A 15,965-nucleotide genomic window follows, 5' to 3' on the forward strand; every position below is an offset into this window, starting at 1 on the left:
CGCGTCAGAGCGCAGGCGCCTCGCTCTCAAGCTGCTCGGCGGGTGTCTGCGCCGCGCGACGCAGTTCGAGGATCGGCGACTTACGCGCGAACGAACCGCTGAGATGCCGTTTCATCAAATGCGCGGCCTCCAGGTTATTACCCTCCTCCACCAGCTCCACCATTCGCAAGTGCTCGGCACACTGGGTGTATAGGCGCTTGCGGTCGATCATGGAGCGGTACTCCAGCAGTCGACGCATGTTGTTCAGTTGCTTGAGGATCATCTGATACAACGGATTGCCGGACAGCTTGATCAGCTCTTCATGGAAGCGGATGCCGGACTTGAGCAAGACATCGGCAGGCAGCGTGTCGATGCCGCCGGCAAGCAGGTCCTTTTGCTCCTTCTTCAAGCGCCGCAGCACGTCGAGGTCGTAGTGGAAATCGCTTTCCAGCAGCGCCGCTGGCTCGATCAGCGAACGTACCTTGTAGATCTGCTGCAACGTCTCGGGGGTTTTCGCGACATCCAGAAAGCGCCAACCATAACCGGGCTTGGGCTCGGCCCAGCCGACCTTTGCCGCCCGGTTGAGGATGTCGATGACCTGGAACTTGGTCAGGTCATAGCGCTCGCGCAGATATTTTTCAGTCACCTCGGACGGAATTGCGTCGTTGAGCCAGTCCTCGGACAACTTGTAATACTCGGGCGGCTCTTCTGTGGCGGTGATTTCGTCAAGCGTCTCGGCAGCACCTTCCGGGATGCCGAGCACGAAAAACCCGCGGTTGGGGAACTGCTCCAACACACCTTGCTCGGCCAGCACGGTCAAGGCCTCCCGGGCTGGCGAGCGCGACACGTGAAAATCATCGGCGACTTTCTGCGCACTCAAGTGCGAACCGGTGCTGATATCGCCAAGCTGGATCTTATGCTTGATGTCGAAAACGATTCGCTGAACGAGCGTGCTGGATGCCATAGCTATGAACCAAAAGTCGAAGAAGCCTGGGTGGGCGGCGTCCAATCCTTTGTTTATCGGCGCCAATAAGTGCAAGTATACGCGAAGATGCTGGTACTTCGTCAGACCCGACTCATTCAGCCATCATGCGAAATTGTCGCACCAGCTCGGTCAGCTCGAGGGCAAGCCGCGCCAGCGACTGGCTTGCCGCCGAGGTCTGCAGCGCACCCGCCGAGGTCTGAATCGACAACTTCCGAATGGCCAAGAGGTTGCGGTCGGTACTCCTGGCCACCTGCGCCTGTTCGGATGCAGCACTGCTAATGACCTGGTTGCGCTCGTTCATCTGCTCGCTGCTCGACAGCAGCGTCTGCAGAGCCACACAGGCTGCCTCGGCCAAGGCCAGCGTCTCTTGGGTACGGCTCGTGCTGGCGTGCATGGTGTGAACCGCCATGCTGGTTTCACGCTGCATGGAAGTGATCATGGCTTCGATTTCACGCGTGGACTCCGCTGTCCGATGAGCCAGGCCACGCACTTCGTCGGCGACCACCGCGAACCCGCGGCCCGCCTCCCCCGCCCGGGCGGCCTCGATGGCTGCATTGAGGGCCAGCAGATTGGTCTGTTCGGCGATTGTCCGGATCACATCCAGCACTCGGCCAATGCCCTGTGCCGCTTCGCTCAAACCCTGTACCTGGTCAGCACTGGCAAGCACCTCGCGGATCAGATCATTGAGCGAAAGCAGCGCCTCGTCCATTTTCTGCTTACCGGCGAACGCTGTTTCACGCGACTCATGGGAAAGCCTGGAGGCCAGTGCCGCATTCTGGGCGACATGCTCGGTGGCACTGGTCATCTGGGTCACCGCCGTGGCTGCCTGCTCGATCTCGGCATGCTGCATCTGATTGTCCCGACGCCCCTCGTCGGTAACCGCCGTGAGCTCTTCGGCAGCGGCTGCCAACTGGGTCGACGACCCATCGATTTGCCGGAGCGTCTGTTGCAGGCTCGTCTGCATGTGCTGCAAGGCTAGAATCAGACGGGTCGCCTCATCGTTTCCTGTGGCCAAGATGTCCTGCGTCAGGTCTGCGTTGGCAATTCTCTCAGCGGCCTGCAGGGCATACTTCAAGGGTGCGGTGATACTCCTGGTCAGTAACCAGGCGATCAGTACCGTGCAAATGAATACGAGCACCAGGACCAGGGCAACGCCCTTGAGCGCACTGGCATAGGCGGCTTCGGACCTCTGACTGGCCTGCTGGGCGCCGGCATCCGCTTGCTCGATCAGCGCATCGAACTGGCGGGTCATTTCGTCGTAGGCATCACGTACCGACATCAGGTACGCACGCGCCCCTTCCTTGTCGCCCGTGCGCGACACCGCCAGCAAGGCGTCATGATGTTTGGCATACCCATCAAGGCTATGGACGAACGCTTGCAACTCCCGACGCTCTTGCTCGGTCTGCAGTAACTGCGCATAGCGCTGCATCTGCTCGCGAACCTGCCGCAAGCGGCCTGCCGTGCGTTCTTCGTAGGTTTGCATCTGCTCCGGACTGACCGAAAGAATGTGTTGCATCGAACCCATGCGGTAACGGTTGAGGGCCGCATTGGCAGTGCCCAAGGCACGCACCCGCTGCAGCCAGTTATCCTTGATGTCGAGCGCTTCAGCCTGCACCTCATGGATTTGCTGCAGCGCAAACACACCGAGTAAGGCGCTCAGCAGAGCGAGACAGGCAAACCCCAAGGCAGCCCGTGGCCCCACCGCAATCAATCTGATGTTCATAAGCCAGGTATTCCTTTGTTCCCGGAACGGGTATCGCCGCGATGGCTCGCGCCGATACCAGGCCTGCTCGCAAGCCTGGTATCGATCAACCAGCCCTGAGAGGGGTCAGAACAGCTCGAGTGGGTACTCGACAATTACCCGCACTTCGTCCACATCACCTTCTGCCTGGGCCTCGTTGGCCCTGTGGGTGGTGTGTCGCAGTCGCAGCGAGAGGTCCTTGGCAGCACCCGACTGAACGACGTAGCGCAAATCGAAGTTGCGCTCCCAGTGCTTGCCGTCCTCGCCTTGCAGCCCGGCATATCCTCCCAGCGGATCAGCCTTGCTGCCATCGATGTGGTCACCTTTGAGGTAGCGCGCAGAGAACTTCAGACCTGGCACACCGTAGCTGGCGAAATCGAGGTCGTAACGCACCTGCCAAGACCGCTCGTTGGCACCGTTGAAGTCCGAGTAGTTGACCGAGTTGGCGAGAAAGATCGAATCACCCCCGACGAAGTCGAACGGTGTGTTGCCATCGACATGCTGATGGGCGAGTGTCAGCTTGTGGGCACCGAAGGTGTAACCCAGTGCAAGGCTGTAGGTGGTGTTGTCGATCTCACCCTGCAGCGCTTTGCCCGTGTCGCGGGTTTTGTAGAGGTTCGCATCAAAATCAAGCGCTTGAGTGTCGGTCAACGGCAACGTGTAATTCAGGTTGCCGTAATATTGATGCCAGGTCTCCTCGAAATCCGACGCGTACAAGCTGGCGCTGAGCTGTTTGCTCAGAGCGTAGGTGCCCCCGACAAAGTCGATGGATCGCCCGATGCGCCCTTCCCCGTAATTGAGGTAGAGATCCTCGTCCTGATTGCTCGAATTACGTAGCTTGTAGGCGGTGAAATGACCGGCCTGCAAGTCCAGGTCCTCGATCTCCTTGCTCTGCAGCAACAGGCCTGTTGCGGTTTCAGGCAACAGCCGCGAATCGCCGGTCGCGAACACCGGTGCCTCCGTGCGCATGTTGCCGTAGCGCAACTCGGTGTTCGATACACGCACTTTTACAGCAGCACCCGCACTGGAATAGTCATCCTCCGGCCGGTCATCACTGTCCACCGGCAGAAGCCCGGCTCCGGAGCGTCCTCTCCCACTGTCCAGCTTCAAGCCCTGCAGACCGAAGGCATCCACACCGAAGCCAACGCTTCCTTGAGTGAAGCCCGACTCATAGAACGCCATGATGCCGTGCGCCCACTCCTCCCGATAACTCTGATCTCCCGGCGCTGCATCACGGAAATCGCGATTGAAGTAGAAATTGCGGTTGAGCAGGCGAAGGCTGCTGCCCTCCACGAAACCCTCTGACTCCGACTGTTCCGAAGCCTGCGCCATGGCACAGGCGAGCGAGACGGCCAGCGCGGTAACACCCTGGGTCACTACATGCATCTTCAAATTTTCCTGGTTTAGAAATTGGTGCCCATGCCTGCCATTGCCGGGCTTTCTTGTTGTGAATCTAAACAAGCCATACGCCATACAGGCGCAACATCGACATGGTGGAGACGCCGGCAGGCAGTGCCGGAAACGAATGCTCGGCCAAGGGATGCTGACCAAAAATAACATTGCATTTGCAAGTGTCAATATGCGAATCTTTCTTCGACAGGCAATCCGCTCGAACGGAGCTATGAAGAGCTGCTTAGCGCTCGATTATTTTTGAAAAAATCTCAGCCTGCGGTGTCAAGACGAGTACCGAAGAGCGGACTATCCGACTGATACAATTGCCTTTTTAAACTCATAAGTACGTTTTCAAGGAAGCTGAGCCATGCAGCGAAGAACAAAAATAGTTGCAACCCTCGGGCCCGCCACCGAATCGCCAGAAGCGATCGAGGGGCTCGTCAAAGCCGGGGTTGATGTCGTCAGGCTGAATTTCTCGCATGGCTCGGCTGACGAGCACTTGGCCAGGGCGCAGCGGGTACGCGAAATGGCACGCAAGCATGGCCGGTTCGTGGCGATCCTGGCTGACCTGCAAGGCCCGAAGATCCGTATCGCCCGTTTTGCCGAAGGCAAGGTTTCAGTCCAGAAGGGCCAACGCTTCATCCTCGACGCGAAAATGGACAAGCACGCCGGGACCGCCGAAGCCGTCGGTATCGACTATGAAGCTCTGATCAACGACAGCAATACTGGCGATATCCTGCTGCTCGACGACGGGCGAATTGAATTGCAGGTCCTGGAAGCCCACCCCCATCACTTGGTCTGCGAAGTGTTGATCGGCGGCCCGCTGTCCAACAACAAAGGGATCAACCGCAAGGGCGGTGGCCTGTCGGCCTCTGCGCTGACCGAGAAAGACCGCGAGGACATTCGCACTGCAGCCCGGATGCAGGTTGATTACCTGGCGGTGTCATTCCCTCGTGATGCCGCAGACATGCACCTTGCTCGCAACCTGTTGCAGGAAGCTGGCGGGGAAGCCGGTTTGATCGCCAAGATCGAGCGTGCCGAAACGGTCGCTGATCGTCAGGTGCTGGATGCGATCATCGAAGCCTCCGAAGGGGTGATGGTTGCCCGTGGCGACCTCGGCGTGGAAATCGGGGATGCCGAACTGGTGGCAGTGCAAAAGCTGATCATCGACCGCGCTCGCTCACTGAATCGGGTCGTGATTACTGCGACCCAGATGATGGAGTCGATGATTACCCAATCCATGCCCACCCGCGCCGAGGTCTTCGACGTGGCTAACGCCGTCCTCGACGGCACCGATGCGGTGATGCTGTCGGCCGAAACGGCTGCGGGCGCTTACCCGGTACAGACGGTCGAGGCCATGGTCCGCATCATCGCCGGGGCCGAACGTCACCCACAGGCGCAACGTTCCAAGCACCGCATGGATGAGGTGTTCCAGCGCATCGACGAAACCATTGCACTGTCAGCGATGTACGCCGCCAACCACCTGCATGGCGTCAAAGCCATCATCAGCCTGACCGAAAGCGGCGACACGCCGCGCCTGATGTCGCGCATTCGCTCGCACCTGCCGATCTACGCCTGCTCCGACAACCCGCGCACGCAGACTCGTGTCGCCCTTTTCCGTGGCGTACAGACGCTGCCATTCAGCACCGAAGACATGTCGTTCGCCCAGGTAAACCAGCGAGCCGTCGCGGCCTTGGTTGAGCGCGGCGTGCTGCAGGTGGGTGACCATGTGCTGATCACCCAGGGCGATTACGCCCACGCCCAGGGTGGCACCAACACACTGCGCGTGCTGCGCGTCGGCGACGACATTCGCTGAGTCCATGGAGGCCCCAAGATGACCCAGACAAAATCAGCCAGCGCAGACTGCCAACCGATGCCGGGCGACTGGCCCCGCGACTTCGATGTCCGCGAGGAATATGCGGAGCAACAGGAACTGCTCGACACTGCCGCCCTACATGAGACTACAGCCGTGACAGACAACACCGCTAGCATCGCCCAGATCATCGCCCGCGAAATCCTTGATTCGCGTGGCAATCCCACGGTAGAAGCGCAGGTCACGCTGGTCGGTGGCCAACGCGGTATCGCGAGCGTACCGTCAGGTGCTTCGACCGGCAGCCGGGAAGCGCTTGAGCTGCGTGATGGTGGCAAGCGATATCACGGCAAAGGCGTGCTGAACGCGGTCGGGCACATCAACCTGACAATCGCTGCCCACCTGCGCGGCATGGATGCCAGCAATCAGCGCGCCATCGACCAGGCGCTGATCGACCTGGACAGTACCGAGAACAAGGGCAAGCTTGGGGCCAATGCCATTCTGGCGGTCTCCCTGGCCACCGCCAAAGCTGCTGCGCAGTTCAATGGCCAGGAGCTGTACGAGTACTTCGCCGCGTTACACGGCACCCCCGGCCAGTTCAGCATGCCAGTGCCCATGATGAACATCATCAACGGTGGCGAACACGCCGACAATAATGTCGACATTCAGGAGTTCATGATTCAGCCGATTGGCGCCAAGAGCTTCCGAGAAGCACTGCGCATGGGCGCCGAAGTGTTCCATACCCTGAAGAAAGTCCTGTCCGCGCGCGGTCTGAATACCGCGGTGGGCGACGAGGGCGGTTTCGCGCCATCGCTGGACTCCAATGAACAAGCCTTGGTGGTGATCCAGGAGGCCATTGAGCGAGCCGGCTATCAGGTTGGCGTCGATATCAGCATGGCGTTGGATTGTGCGGCCTCCGAGTTCTTCGAAAGCGGAGAGTACGTACTGGCCGGGGAGAACAAACGCTTCTCCAGCGCCGCCTTCACCGACTACCTGAGCCAGTTGCGCGACCGGTACCCGATACTGTCCATCGAAGACGGCATGGACGAAAGCGACTGGCATGGCTGGGCGCTGCTGACCCAGGCGCTGGGCAAGCGCACGCAGCTGGTCGGTGATGACCTGTTCGTCACCAACCCATCGATCCTGCGCGAGGGTATCCACCAGGGTGTCGGCAACGCCATCCTGATCAAGTACAACCAGATCGGCACCCTCAGCGAAACCCTCGATGCCATTCGCCTCGCCCAGCAGGCCGGCTACAACGCGGTTATTTCTCACCGCTCCGGTGAAACTGAAGACACCACCATCGCCGACCTTGCGGTAGGCACCCGTGCCGGGCAGATCAAGACCGGCTCGCTGTGCCGTTCCGACCGTGTAGGCAAATACAACCGGCTGCTACGCATCGAAGAAGCCCTGGCAGATGAGGCTCCTTATTGCGCCGCAGCGCTGCGCGCAGAGCGTGGCTGACGCAGGAGATCGCAGATGAACGAAAAACTTGTAATCGCCAACTGGAAGATGCACGGCACCCGTGCTGCCAATGCTGAGTTGATCAGCGGACTATTGCCTGAACTGCAGGGGCTCGAGGGTGTGCAAATCGCCATTTGCCCTCCGCTACCTTATCTGGACCAAATTTCCGACCTGCTGGGTGACACCTCTGTCGCCCTCGGTGCACAGAACCTCAGCGAACGTACTCAGGGCGCCTTCACCGGGGAAGTCAGCGGAGAAATGCTCGCAGACCTTGGTTGCAACTATGCATTGGTTGGCCACTCCGAGCGCCGCAGCCTGTATGGCGAAACCGATGCACTGGTTGCCATGAAATTCGAAGCGGCGCTGCGCGCGAACCTGGTCCCGGTGCTATGCCTGGGCGAGACCATCCACCAGCGCCGTGCCGGCAACACCAATGCAGTGATTGGCGCGCAGCTGCGCACCGTCCTCCACCAGGTGGGCATCACACAGCTGGCACGGGGCGTCATCGCTTACGAGCCGGTCTGGGCAATCGGCACGGGCGAGACCGCAACACCAGCCGAGGCCCAGGCGGTCCATCGCTACATCCGTCAACTGCTGGCCGAGCAAGACCCCGTGGCCGCCGCTGCCATCCTCCTGCTCTATGGCGGCAGCGTGAAAGCCGATAACGCCGAGCAGCTGTTCGCACAAGCGGATATCGATGGCGGCCTGATCGGTGGCGCTTCGTTGGATCCCGCAGCTTTCGGCGCGATTTGCAAAGCAGCCCAGGCCTGACATCCCTCGCGCAAAGTGCGCCTCAGACAAAAACATAAAAAGGTAGAAGCATGAATCCGATTTCCCCTCTCGACACCCTCTTCCCCACCACCGACCAAGTACCCGAAGCTTATCGGCTTGGCGAGCCGATCGAGCAGCGCGAGTACCTGGTGGATGGCCAACTGCGTCACTGGGGCGGACCGGTAGTGACCGTACGCAGTCCGGTCTACCTGGCGGACACTGGCGAAGATCGCCAGGTGGTACTGGGCAGCGCACCCTTGTTGGACGCAGACACCGCACTGGTCGCGCTGGATGCGGCGGTCAAGGCCTACGACAACGGCCAGGGCGCTTGGCCGACCATGCGCGTGGCCGAGCGCATCCAGCATGTCGAAACCTTCCTCGCCAGCATGCGCAAACAGCGCGAGGCGGTGGTCAAGCTGCTGATGTGGGAAATCGGCAAGAACCTCAAGGACTCCGAAAAAGAGTTCGACCGTACCTGCGATTACATCGTCGACACCGTCAACGCCCTGAAGGACCTCGACCGCCGCTCCAGCCGCTTCGAACTGGAGCAGGGCACCCTGGGTCAGATTCGCCGCGTGCCGCTGGGCGTCACCCTGTGCATGGGCCCTTACAACTACCCACTGAACGAAACGTTCACCACGCTGATCCCGGCATTGATCATGGGCAACACCGTGGTCTTCAAACCGGCCAAATTCGGTGTGCTGCTGATCCGCCCGCTGCTCGAGGCGTTCCGCGACAGCTTCCCGGCCGGCGTAATCAATGTGATCTACGGCAGCGGCCGGGAAACGGTCAGCGCCCTGATGGCCAGCGGCAAGATCGACGTCTTCGCTTTCATCGGCACCCACAAGGCAGCCAGCGACCTGAAAAAGCTGCACCCGCGCCCGCACCGCCTGCGCGCCGCCTTGGGGCTGGATGCGAAGAACCCAGGCATCGTGCTGCCTCAGGTCGACCTGGACAATGCCGTGGAAGAAGCGGTCACCGGCGCACTGTCGTTCAACGGTCAGCGCTGCACGGCGTTGAAGATCCTGTTCGTGCACGAAGACGTGGTTGACGCCTTCCTGGAAAAATTCAATCAGAAGGTTGCCGCCCTCAAGCCAGGCATGCCCTGGGAGCCAGGCGTAGCCCTGACCCCACTGCCCGAGCCGGGCAAGACCGACTATCTGGCAACCCTGGTCGCCGATGCCGAAACCAAGGGGGCCAAGGTCGTCAATGCCGGCGGCGGCGCGATCCGCGGTTCGTTCTTCTACCCGGCGGTGCTCTACCCGGTCAGCGCCGACATGCGCGTCTACCACGAAGAGCAGTTCGGCCCCATCGTACCGGTGGTTCCGTACCGTGACCTGGATAAAGTGATCGACTACGTGCTCGACTCGGACTACGGCCAGCAGTTGAGCATCTTCGGCAACGACAGTGCCGAAGTCGGGCGCCTGGTGGACGCTTTCGCTAACCAGGTCGGCCGAATCAACATCAACGCCCAGTGCCAGCGCGGCCCGGACAGCTACCCCTTCAACGGTCGCAAGAACAGTGCCGAAGGTACTCTGTCGGTGCATGACGCCTTGCGCGTCTTCTCCATCCGCACGCTGGTCGCCACCAAGTTCCAGGGGGCCAACAAGGAGCTGATCAGCAAGATTATCGGCAACCGCGAGTCGACCTTCCTCACCACCGACTACATCTTCTGAGGGCTTGGCGATGAGCACCCGTGCACTGATCATCCTTGACGGCATCGGCTTGCGCGAGGCGCGTGAGTCCAATGCCCTGGCCGCCGCCTGCACACCTAATTTGGATGCGCTGCTGGCGCACTACCCCAACAGCCAGGTCGCCACCAGCGGCCTGGCCGTGGGGCTACCCGAGGGCCAGATGGGCAATTCCGAAGTCGGGCACATGAACCTGGGCGCTGGCCGCGTGGTGTACCAGAGTCTGACTCGCATCGACAAGGCCATCGCCGATGGCGAATTCGCTCGCAATCCGGCGTTGCTGGAGCTGGTCGAGCAGGCCCGCCAGCGCGGTGGCGCCGTTCACCTTATGGGCCTGCTATCGCCCGGCGGCGTGCACAGCCACATCGATCAGATTTTGGCTACCTGCAAAGTCCTGGTGGGACTGGGCGTCAAGCGGTTCTTCGTGCATGCGCAGCTCGACGGACGGGATACACCACCCAAGTGCGCAGCTGAGTCCATCCAGGCGCTGGAGGGGGTGCTGGCCGAACTGGGGCATGGCCGTATTGCCACTGTGGTAGGCCGCTACTTCGCGCTGGACCGGGATAACCGTTGGGCAAGAGTGGAAAAAGCCTACCGTGCCATGGTGCAGGGTCAAGCCGAGTACCACGCGGAGTCAGCGGGCGCCGCACTGGCCCAGGCCTATGCGCGGGATGAAAGCGACGAATTCGTCAGTGCGACCATCATCGGTGAGCCGGCGGTGGTTCAGCCCGAGGATGCCCTGCTGTTCATGAATTTCCGCCCGGACCGTGCTCGCCAGTTGAGCCAGGCACTGATCGCGACCGATTTCAGTGGCTTCGAGCGCCCCCGGGTAATGCCGGCAAGGCAGTTGCTGACCCTCACCCGATATGCCGAAGACCTTCCCTGCCCTTGCGCGTTCGCACCGGAAGAGATCGCCAACAGCCTGGGCGAGCATCTGGCCGGCCTGGGCAAACGCCAACTCCGGATCGCCGAAACCGAGAAATATGCCCATGTGACATTTTTCTTCAACGGCGGGCGCGAGCAGCCCTTCCCTGGCGAAGAACGGATCCTGATCCCCTCGCCTGCAGTCGCCTCGTATGACCTGCAGCCCCAAATGAGTGCACCCGAGCTGACCGAGCGACTGGTCGATGCCATCGAAAGTCAGCGTTTCGACCTGGTGGTCTGCAATTACGCCAATGGCGACATGGTCGGTCACACCGGTTCATTCGACGCCGCCGTCAGAGCCGTTGAAGCGCTGGATGCCTGCTTGGCTCAGGTGGTGGAGGCCATTCTCAAGGTCAATGGCCAGTGTCTGATCACCGCCGACCACGGCAATGTCGAACAGATGATGGACCCTGATTCCGGTCAGGCCCACACCTCGCACACCTTGAACCCGGTACCACTGATCCTGGTGGGCCGAGACACCCGCAACACCCGTTTGGCGAATGGGCGGCTATGCGACATCGCCCCTACCCTCTTGCAGATGATGGACCTCCCGAAACCCGAACAGATGGAGGGTCGATCACTGCTCGCTGACTGATCGGTCGACAGGGACCATCAGGTCATGGATGAACATGGAGTGGTTTGGTCACCCTGCCATGCCATCGATGACGTGCTCCACGGTGACGCTACTGCGCATCTTTGAGGCGGTCCCCCAACGGGTCCGCCTTCTTTTTATCCTCCTGCCCGCACCGCCGGGCTCCAACATTGACAGGTATACGATATGGAATGGCTTACCAGCCCAGAGATTTGGGTCGCCTTCTTGACACTGACAGCCCTCGAGATCGTTCTGGGCATCGATAACATCATCATGATCGCAATCCTGGTCGGGCGCATGCCGCCGCATATGCGTGCGCGCACCCGCTTCTTCGGCCTGGCGCTGGCGATGGTCACCCGCATCATGCTGCTGCTGTCGATCACCTGGATCATGGGACTTACCCGTGACCTGTTCCAGGTGTTCGGTCAGGGCATCTCCGGCCGCGACCTGATTCTGTTCTTTGGCGGGCTGTTCCTGCTGTACAAGAGCAGCACGGAAATGTTCCAGAGCCTGGAGGGCGATGAAGAGCAAGCGGCCGAGTCCGCTGGCATTGGCCGCGGGTTCATCGGTACGATCATTCAAATCGCGATCATCGACATCGTGTTTTCGCTGGACTCGGTCATCACTGCCGTGGGCATGGTATCGAACGTACCGGTGATGATGGCTGCGATCATTGTCGCAGTCATGGTGATGATGCTTGCTGCAGGGGCCATCAGCGCTTTCATCGAGCGTCACCCTAGCCTAAAAATGCTGGCACTGGCGTTCCTGGTTGTAGTAGGTACAGTGCTGATCGCAGAGTCGTTCGATGTGCATGTACCCAAGGCCTATGTGTATTTCGCCATGGCATTCTCGCTGGCCGTGGAGGCGCTGAACATACGCATGCGCACCAGCCGTACCAAGGCTGAAGCCATCAATGACGCCGGTGAGCCGGCAAAAGCCGACTGAAGTAAGGCCTGACAATCTGAAGCAAAAGGGGCTGCTGTTGCAGCCCTTTTTTATTGCGTTATTGAGTACCTCGGCATTAGCTCATGGTCACTGGTACAGGCGACTAAGTGAACCCAATGCCCAGCACCGTGGCAACCCTTGGAGCTAGACGCCACAGCTCAGCCGTTGCGGCGCACGGTTTACTCGGATGGTTTCAAGAGTTTCACCCAGTACGACTGGGATTCACCTGCGGCCACGCTCGCACATGCTCCACCGCCGCCCGTGGTATGGCGCTCCTTCCCGACTTCAAGTAGGCCCAAGCGGCGGCTGAGGTGGACTCACCAAGATCAATGATCAGCAGGAGGGATGGTGAAAACACAATCAGCGCACTGGGTGCGCTGATTGGGAAAAGCGGAGCTTACTGAGTCAATGGACGTGCCGACCTGGGCAAACGCTGGTCAACCCGCGCTCCACGGGAACAGCCCAAAGGCCATGGCCACGAACATGATAACCATGCACAAGGCAAACGCCCACTTGAGGGTGTATTTCTGGTGGTCGCTGAACTCCACACCGGCCAGACCGCACAGCAAGTAGGTCGAAGCGACCAATGGGCTGAGCAGGTGAATTGGCTGTCCTACCAGTGACGCCCGGCCAATCTCGGCGTGGGTAATACCGTAAACCTCAGCCGCTTTGGCCAGAACAGGGAGCACACCGTAGTAGAAGGCGTCATTGGACATGAAGAACGTGCCAGGGATGCTCGCCAAGGCGGTAATTGGCGCCATGTACGGACCCCAGGTTTCCGGCAACAAGCTCAGGAAACTCTTGGACATTGCGTCGACCATGCCGGTGCCCGAAAGAATCCCGGCGAGGATACCGGCAGCCAGGAAGATCGCGATCTGGTTCAAGGCGGTCGGCGCATGGGTCGAAATGCGGCGCCGCTGGTCATTGATGTGCGGGTAGTTGATAACCAGTGCAATCGAGAACGCGACCATGAAAAGAATGGCCAGCGGCAGGATTTCCAGCACCAAACCGGTCATCAAAGCGACGGTCAGTGCTGCGTTGAGCCAGAACATCTTAGGCCGGCGCAACTCGGCGTTCTCTTCCGACAGCGCCGGCGTCGCCTCATTGTCCGCATCATCGAAAACCGTCGCCGCAGCCCCTAGGGATTGAGGCAGACGGCCGAGGCGTTGACGCTCCCGAGTACCAATGAACCAGGCCAACAGCAGCACGCCCAGGAAACTGATGATCATGGTGGGGATCAACGGCAAGAACAACTCCGAGGTTTCCACCTGCAGCGATGCCGCGGCCCGCGCCAGTGGCCCGCCCCAAGGCAACAAGTTGGTCACGCTTGCGGCCAGAATCACCACGCAGGTCAGCGCCAGCGGGTCCAGGCGCATGCGTTTGAACAGCGGCAGCATGGCCGTGACCGTGATCATGTAGGTGGTCGAACCGTCGCCATCCAGCGACACCAGCCCAGCCAACAGCGCGGCAAACACCACCGCCTTCATTGGGTCGCCACCGATCAGCTTAATGAACTTCTTGATGATCGGGTCGAACAGTCCGGTGTCGAACATTACACCGAAGTAGAGGATGGCGAACATGACCATGATCGCGGTCGGCGCTACCTTGCGCAGACCCTCGATCATCATGTCCCCCATGTCCGGACCAAAGCCGCCAATCAATGCGAAAATGATCGGCACCGTGGTCATCGCGACCAGTGGTGAAAGCCGCTTGGTCATGATCAGGGCCATGAAGGTCACGATCATGCCATATCCGAGAAATGACAGCATTTGTATCACCTTGACTTAAAGTACAATTATTGTTGTGAGTCAGCGCCTTATAAGGCGCATCAAGGTTGCCGACGTTGACCGTCAGCTCATGTGCAAGCCGCCGTTGACGGAGAAATCTGCACCATTGGCGTAGCCGGACTCTTCCGAGGCCAGCCAGCCGCAGATGGCTGCAATCTCCTCAGGGGTCCCCAAGCGCCGGGCCGGAATATCGTGGATCAAGCGGTCCATCATCGAAGTGCTGGTGACAGACTTGAGTTTAGGCGTGGAAATGAAGCCTGGTGATACGGTGTTGACCGTGACGCCGCGGGCGGCTACTTCGCGAGCGAGCGCGCGGGTAAATCCGCGGATTGCTGACTTGGCAGTGGAGTAGTTCACCTGGCCTACCTGACCGAGTTGGGCATTGACCGAGGAGATATTGATCACCCGGCCCCACCCTCGCGAGACCATGTCATCAATCACTTGCTTGGTAACGTTGAACAGCGAGTTGAGATTGGTATCGATCACTGTCGTCCAGTCGCCTGGCTGCATGTCGCGAAAAACGACATTACAGGCTGTACCTGCGTTATTGACGAGCACATCGATGGGGCCAATGTCTTTCTTGATGCGGTCGAAAGTGACCTGGCAGGAGTCCCAGTCGGCGACGTTGCCCTCAGAGGCAATGAAATTGAACCCTTTACGCTCTTGCTCAGCGAGCCATTGCGCTTTGTGCGGCGAGGCCGGGCCACACCCCACGACTACGGTGAAACCGTCTCGGTAGAGCCGCTGGCAGATGGCAGTACCCAAACCACCCATGCCGGCGGTGACATATGCGATTCGTTTGGACATAGACGTTACTCCTTTTGTGTTTTTGTAGGGAGCAGCAACAACAGAGGTGCGTAGACCGGCCTGATATTGGACTTCATAACCAAGGAATACAATCCTAATTCCAGGTATAGCTTGTCCATTGATCGCTACGAGGAATGTACGCACCCGGTGGAGGACCAACGCCACTGTGCCTCTGCATTTTAGCAAATGCAAGTGCAATTTTTCGAGAGCGCATCTGGGTACCGTCGTATGTCACGCAGAATCCAATGGGGATGCGATATAGTGCCCTTTACTACCACCAGCCTTGCCGATTTAGCTGGATTAAGACATTGACGACCGCTACCTCCCCGATCCGAAAGGACCTGGCCAACCAATTGGCCCCCAAAATCCTCGACATGGCGCGCGCGCGCTCCATGCGCGCCGGTGACCCCCTTAGAGAAGAGGCCTTCGCCAAAGAATTGGGGGTTTCGCGCTCCCCCATACGGCGCGGCTTTGCGCTGCTCGAGGAGCTGGGGCTCGCCGTCAAGGAGCCAAACCGCGGCTTCTTCCTGACCTGTGATGCTCGCAGTGTCGACGCAGGAAAGTTGCCACTGGAGGTCGACCCATTCGAGGATTTTTACCTGCGGGTAGTCGATGATGTGCTGACCGGCGACATCGGCGCCTCATTCTTCGAGGCAGAGCTGATGCGCAAGTACGCCGTACCACGCGGGCAGATCATCAAGGTGCTGAACCGCCTGGCCCGTGAAGGTATGGTCGAGCGCAATCCTGGCCAGGGCTGGAGCACCAACGCGTTTTTGCATGATTCCGAAGCGCATATCCAAAGTTACCGTTTTCGCATGGCCGTTGAACCCGCAGCGCTGCTCGAGCCAGGGTACGTAGTGGACAAAGCCGCCTTCGCCAAGGCGCGCAAGACTCAGGAAGCATTGCTGGCCGGTGATATCTTCACCCTTTCCCGCTCGCAACTGTTTCAGATTGGCGCCCAGTTACATGAGCTGATCGTGCGCTGTTCGGGCAACCCGTTCTTCCTGGAGTCTATCCGCAGACAGAATCAGTTGCGCCGCTTCATGGCCTACAAAGCCAACGTGGACAGGCCACGCT

Annotated in this window: 12 protein-coding genes and 1 pseudogene; 7 read left to right on the plus strand and 6 right to left on the minus strand. The window is 59.8% G+C overall.

Annotated features, from left to right (window positions below; translation table 11 throughout):
- Positions 1 to 4 precede the first annotated feature (4 nt).
- From N430_RS24185 to N430_RS24195, 4 genes and pseudogenes are all read right to left on the minus strand, one after another.
- On the minus strand, positions 5 to 988 hold the full coding sequence (locus N430_RS24185) for a GntR family transcriptional regulator (protein WP_256592180.1): 984 nt from the start codon (positions 986 to 988) through the stop codon (positions 5 to 7).
- Positions 989 to 1,055: 67 nt separating this feature from the next.
- On the minus strand, positions 1,056 to 1,928 hold the full coding sequence (locus tag N430_RS30100) for a methyl-accepting chemotaxis protein (RefSeq protein ID WP_371922795.1): 873 nt from the start codon (positions 1,926 to 1,928) through the stop codon (positions 1,056 to 1,058).
- Positions 1,920 to 2,687 (minus strand): annotated as a pseudogene (locus N430_RS30105) (MCP four helix bundle domain-containing protein); the annotation flags it as partial. The gene N430_RS30100 and the pseudogene N430_RS30105, both read right to left, overlap by 9 nt.
- Before the next feature lie 105 nt (positions 2,688 to 2,792).
- Positions 2,793 to 4,091, minus strand: coding sequence for an OprD family porin (locus tag N430_RS24195; RefSeq protein ID WP_110639283.1), 1,299 nt, complete (start codon positions 4,089 to 4,091; stop codon positions 2,793 to 2,795).
- A 373-nt stretch (positions 4,092 to 4,464) separates the two neighbouring features.
- Between N430_RS24195 and pyk the strand changes: the two genes are divergently transcribed.
- From pyk to N430_RS24225, 6 genes are all read left to right on the plus strand, one after another.
- Positions 4,465 to 5,913 (plus strand): pyruvate kinase, encoded by a 1,449-nt coding sequence (pyk, locus tag N430_RS24200; RefSeq protein ID WP_110639282.1) that lies wholly within the window; start codon positions 4,465 to 4,467, stop codon positions 5,911 to 5,913.
- A 153-nt stretch (positions 5,914 to 6,066) separates the two neighbouring features.
- The gene (gene eno / locus N430_RS24205) at positions 6,067 to 7,371 is read left to right on the plus strand and encodes a phosphopyruvate hydratase (RefSeq protein ID WP_110639349.1); all 1,305 of its coding nucleotides are present in this window, start codon (positions 6,067 to 6,069) and stop codon (positions 7,369 to 7,371) included.
- Positions 7,372 to 7,386: 15 nt separating this feature from the next.
- On the plus strand, positions 7,387 to 8,142 hold the full coding sequence (gene tpiA, locus N430_RS24210; RefSeq protein WP_110639281.1) for a triose-phosphate isomerase: 756 nt from the start codon (positions 7,387 to 7,389) through the stop codon (positions 8,140 to 8,142).
- A gap of 50 nt (positions 8,143 to 8,192) precedes the next feature.
- Complete coding sequence (locus tag N430_RS24215) at positions 8,193 to 9,818, plus strand: NADP-dependent glyceraldehyde-3-phosphate dehydrogenase (protein WP_110639280.1); 1,626 nt, start codon at positions 8,193 to 8,195, stop codon at positions 9,816 to 9,818.
- A 10-nt stretch (positions 9,819 to 9,828) separates the two neighbouring features.
- Positions 9,829 to 11,352: a 2,3-bisphosphoglycerate-independent phosphoglycerate mutase gene (gene gpmI, locus N430_RS24220; RefSeq protein WP_110639279.1), complete on the plus strand. Its 1,524-nt coding sequence runs from the start codon at positions 9,829 to 9,831 to the stop codon at positions 11,350 to 11,352.
- Between the two features lie 183 nt (positions 11,353 to 11,535).
- Complete coding sequence (locus tag N430_RS24225; protein WP_110639278.1) at positions 11,536 to 12,294, plus strand: TerC family protein; 759 nt, start codon at positions 11,536 to 11,538, stop codon at positions 12,292 to 12,294.
- Positions 12,295 to 12,731: 437 nt separating this feature from the next.
- Here N430_RS24225 and N430_RS24230 read toward each other — a convergent pair whose 3' ends face one another.
- Together N430_RS24230 and phbB are read right to left on the minus strand one after the other, a co-directional pair.
- Complete coding sequence (locus N430_RS24230; RefSeq protein WP_110639277.1) at positions 12,732 to 14,063, minus strand: CitMHS family transporter; 1,332 nt, start codon at positions 14,061 to 14,063, stop codon at positions 12,732 to 12,734.
- Between the two features lie 81 nt (positions 14,064 to 14,144).
- On the minus strand, positions 14,145 to 14,888 hold the full coding sequence (gene phbB / locus N430_RS24235) for an acetoacetyl-CoA reductase (RefSeq protein WP_110639276.1): 744 nt from the start codon (positions 14,886 to 14,888) through the stop codon (positions 14,145 to 14,147).
- A 374-nt stretch (positions 14,889 to 15,262) separates the two neighbouring features.
- Here phbB and N430_RS24240 point away from each other — a divergent pair.
- A partial coding sequence (locus tag N430_RS24240; RefSeq protein ID WP_256592181.1) for a GntR family transcriptional regulator occupies positions 15,263 to 15,965 on the plus strand: 703 nt, incomplete at its 3' end.

Origin of the sequence: Pseudomonas sp. CC120222-01a, from assembly GCF_003097235.1 — a bacterium.
GTDB lineage: Bacteria > Pseudomonadota > Gammaproteobacteria > Pseudomonadales > Pseudomonadaceae > Aquipseudomonas.

What these genes read in the sequence shown, in the direction of transcription:
- tpiA (WP_110639281.1), top strand. Translation starts at nt 7,387, where the DNA reads ATGAACGAAAAACTTGTAATCGCCAACTGGAAGATGCACGGCACCCGT.
- pyk (WP_110639282.1), top strand. Translation starts at nt 4,465, where the DNA reads ATGCAGCGAAGAACAAAAATAGTTGCAACCCTCGGGCCCGCCACCGAA.
- N430_RS24225 (WP_110639278.1), top strand. Translation starts at nt 11,536, where the DNA reads ATGGAATGGCTTACCAGCCCAGAGATTTGGGTCGCCTTCTTGACACTG.
- N430_RS24215 (WP_110639280.1), top strand. Translation starts at nt 8,193, where the DNA reads ATGAATCCGATTTCCCCTCTCGACACCCTCTTCCCCACCACCGACCAA.
- N430_RS24195 (WP_110639283.1), bottom strand. Translation starts at nt 4,091, where the DNA reads ATGCATGTAGTGACCCAGGGTGTTACCGCGCTGGCCGTCTCGCTCGCC.
- N430_RS24230 (WP_110639277.1), bottom strand. Translation starts at nt 14,063, where the DNA reads ATGCTGTCATTTCTCGGATATGGCATGATCGTGACCTTCATGGCCCTG.
- N430_RS30100 (WP_371922795.1), bottom strand. Translation starts at nt 1,928, where the DNA reads ATGCAGACGAGCCTGCAACAGACGCTCCGGCAAATCGATGGGTCGTCG.
- phbB (WP_110639276.1), bottom strand. Translation starts at nt 14,888, where the DNA reads ATGTCCAAACGAATCGCATATGTCACCGCCGGCATGGGTGGTTTGGGT.
- gpmI (WP_110639279.1), top strand. Translation starts at nt 9,829, where the DNA reads ATGAGCACCCGTGCACTGATCATCCTTGACGGCATCGGCTTGCGCGAG.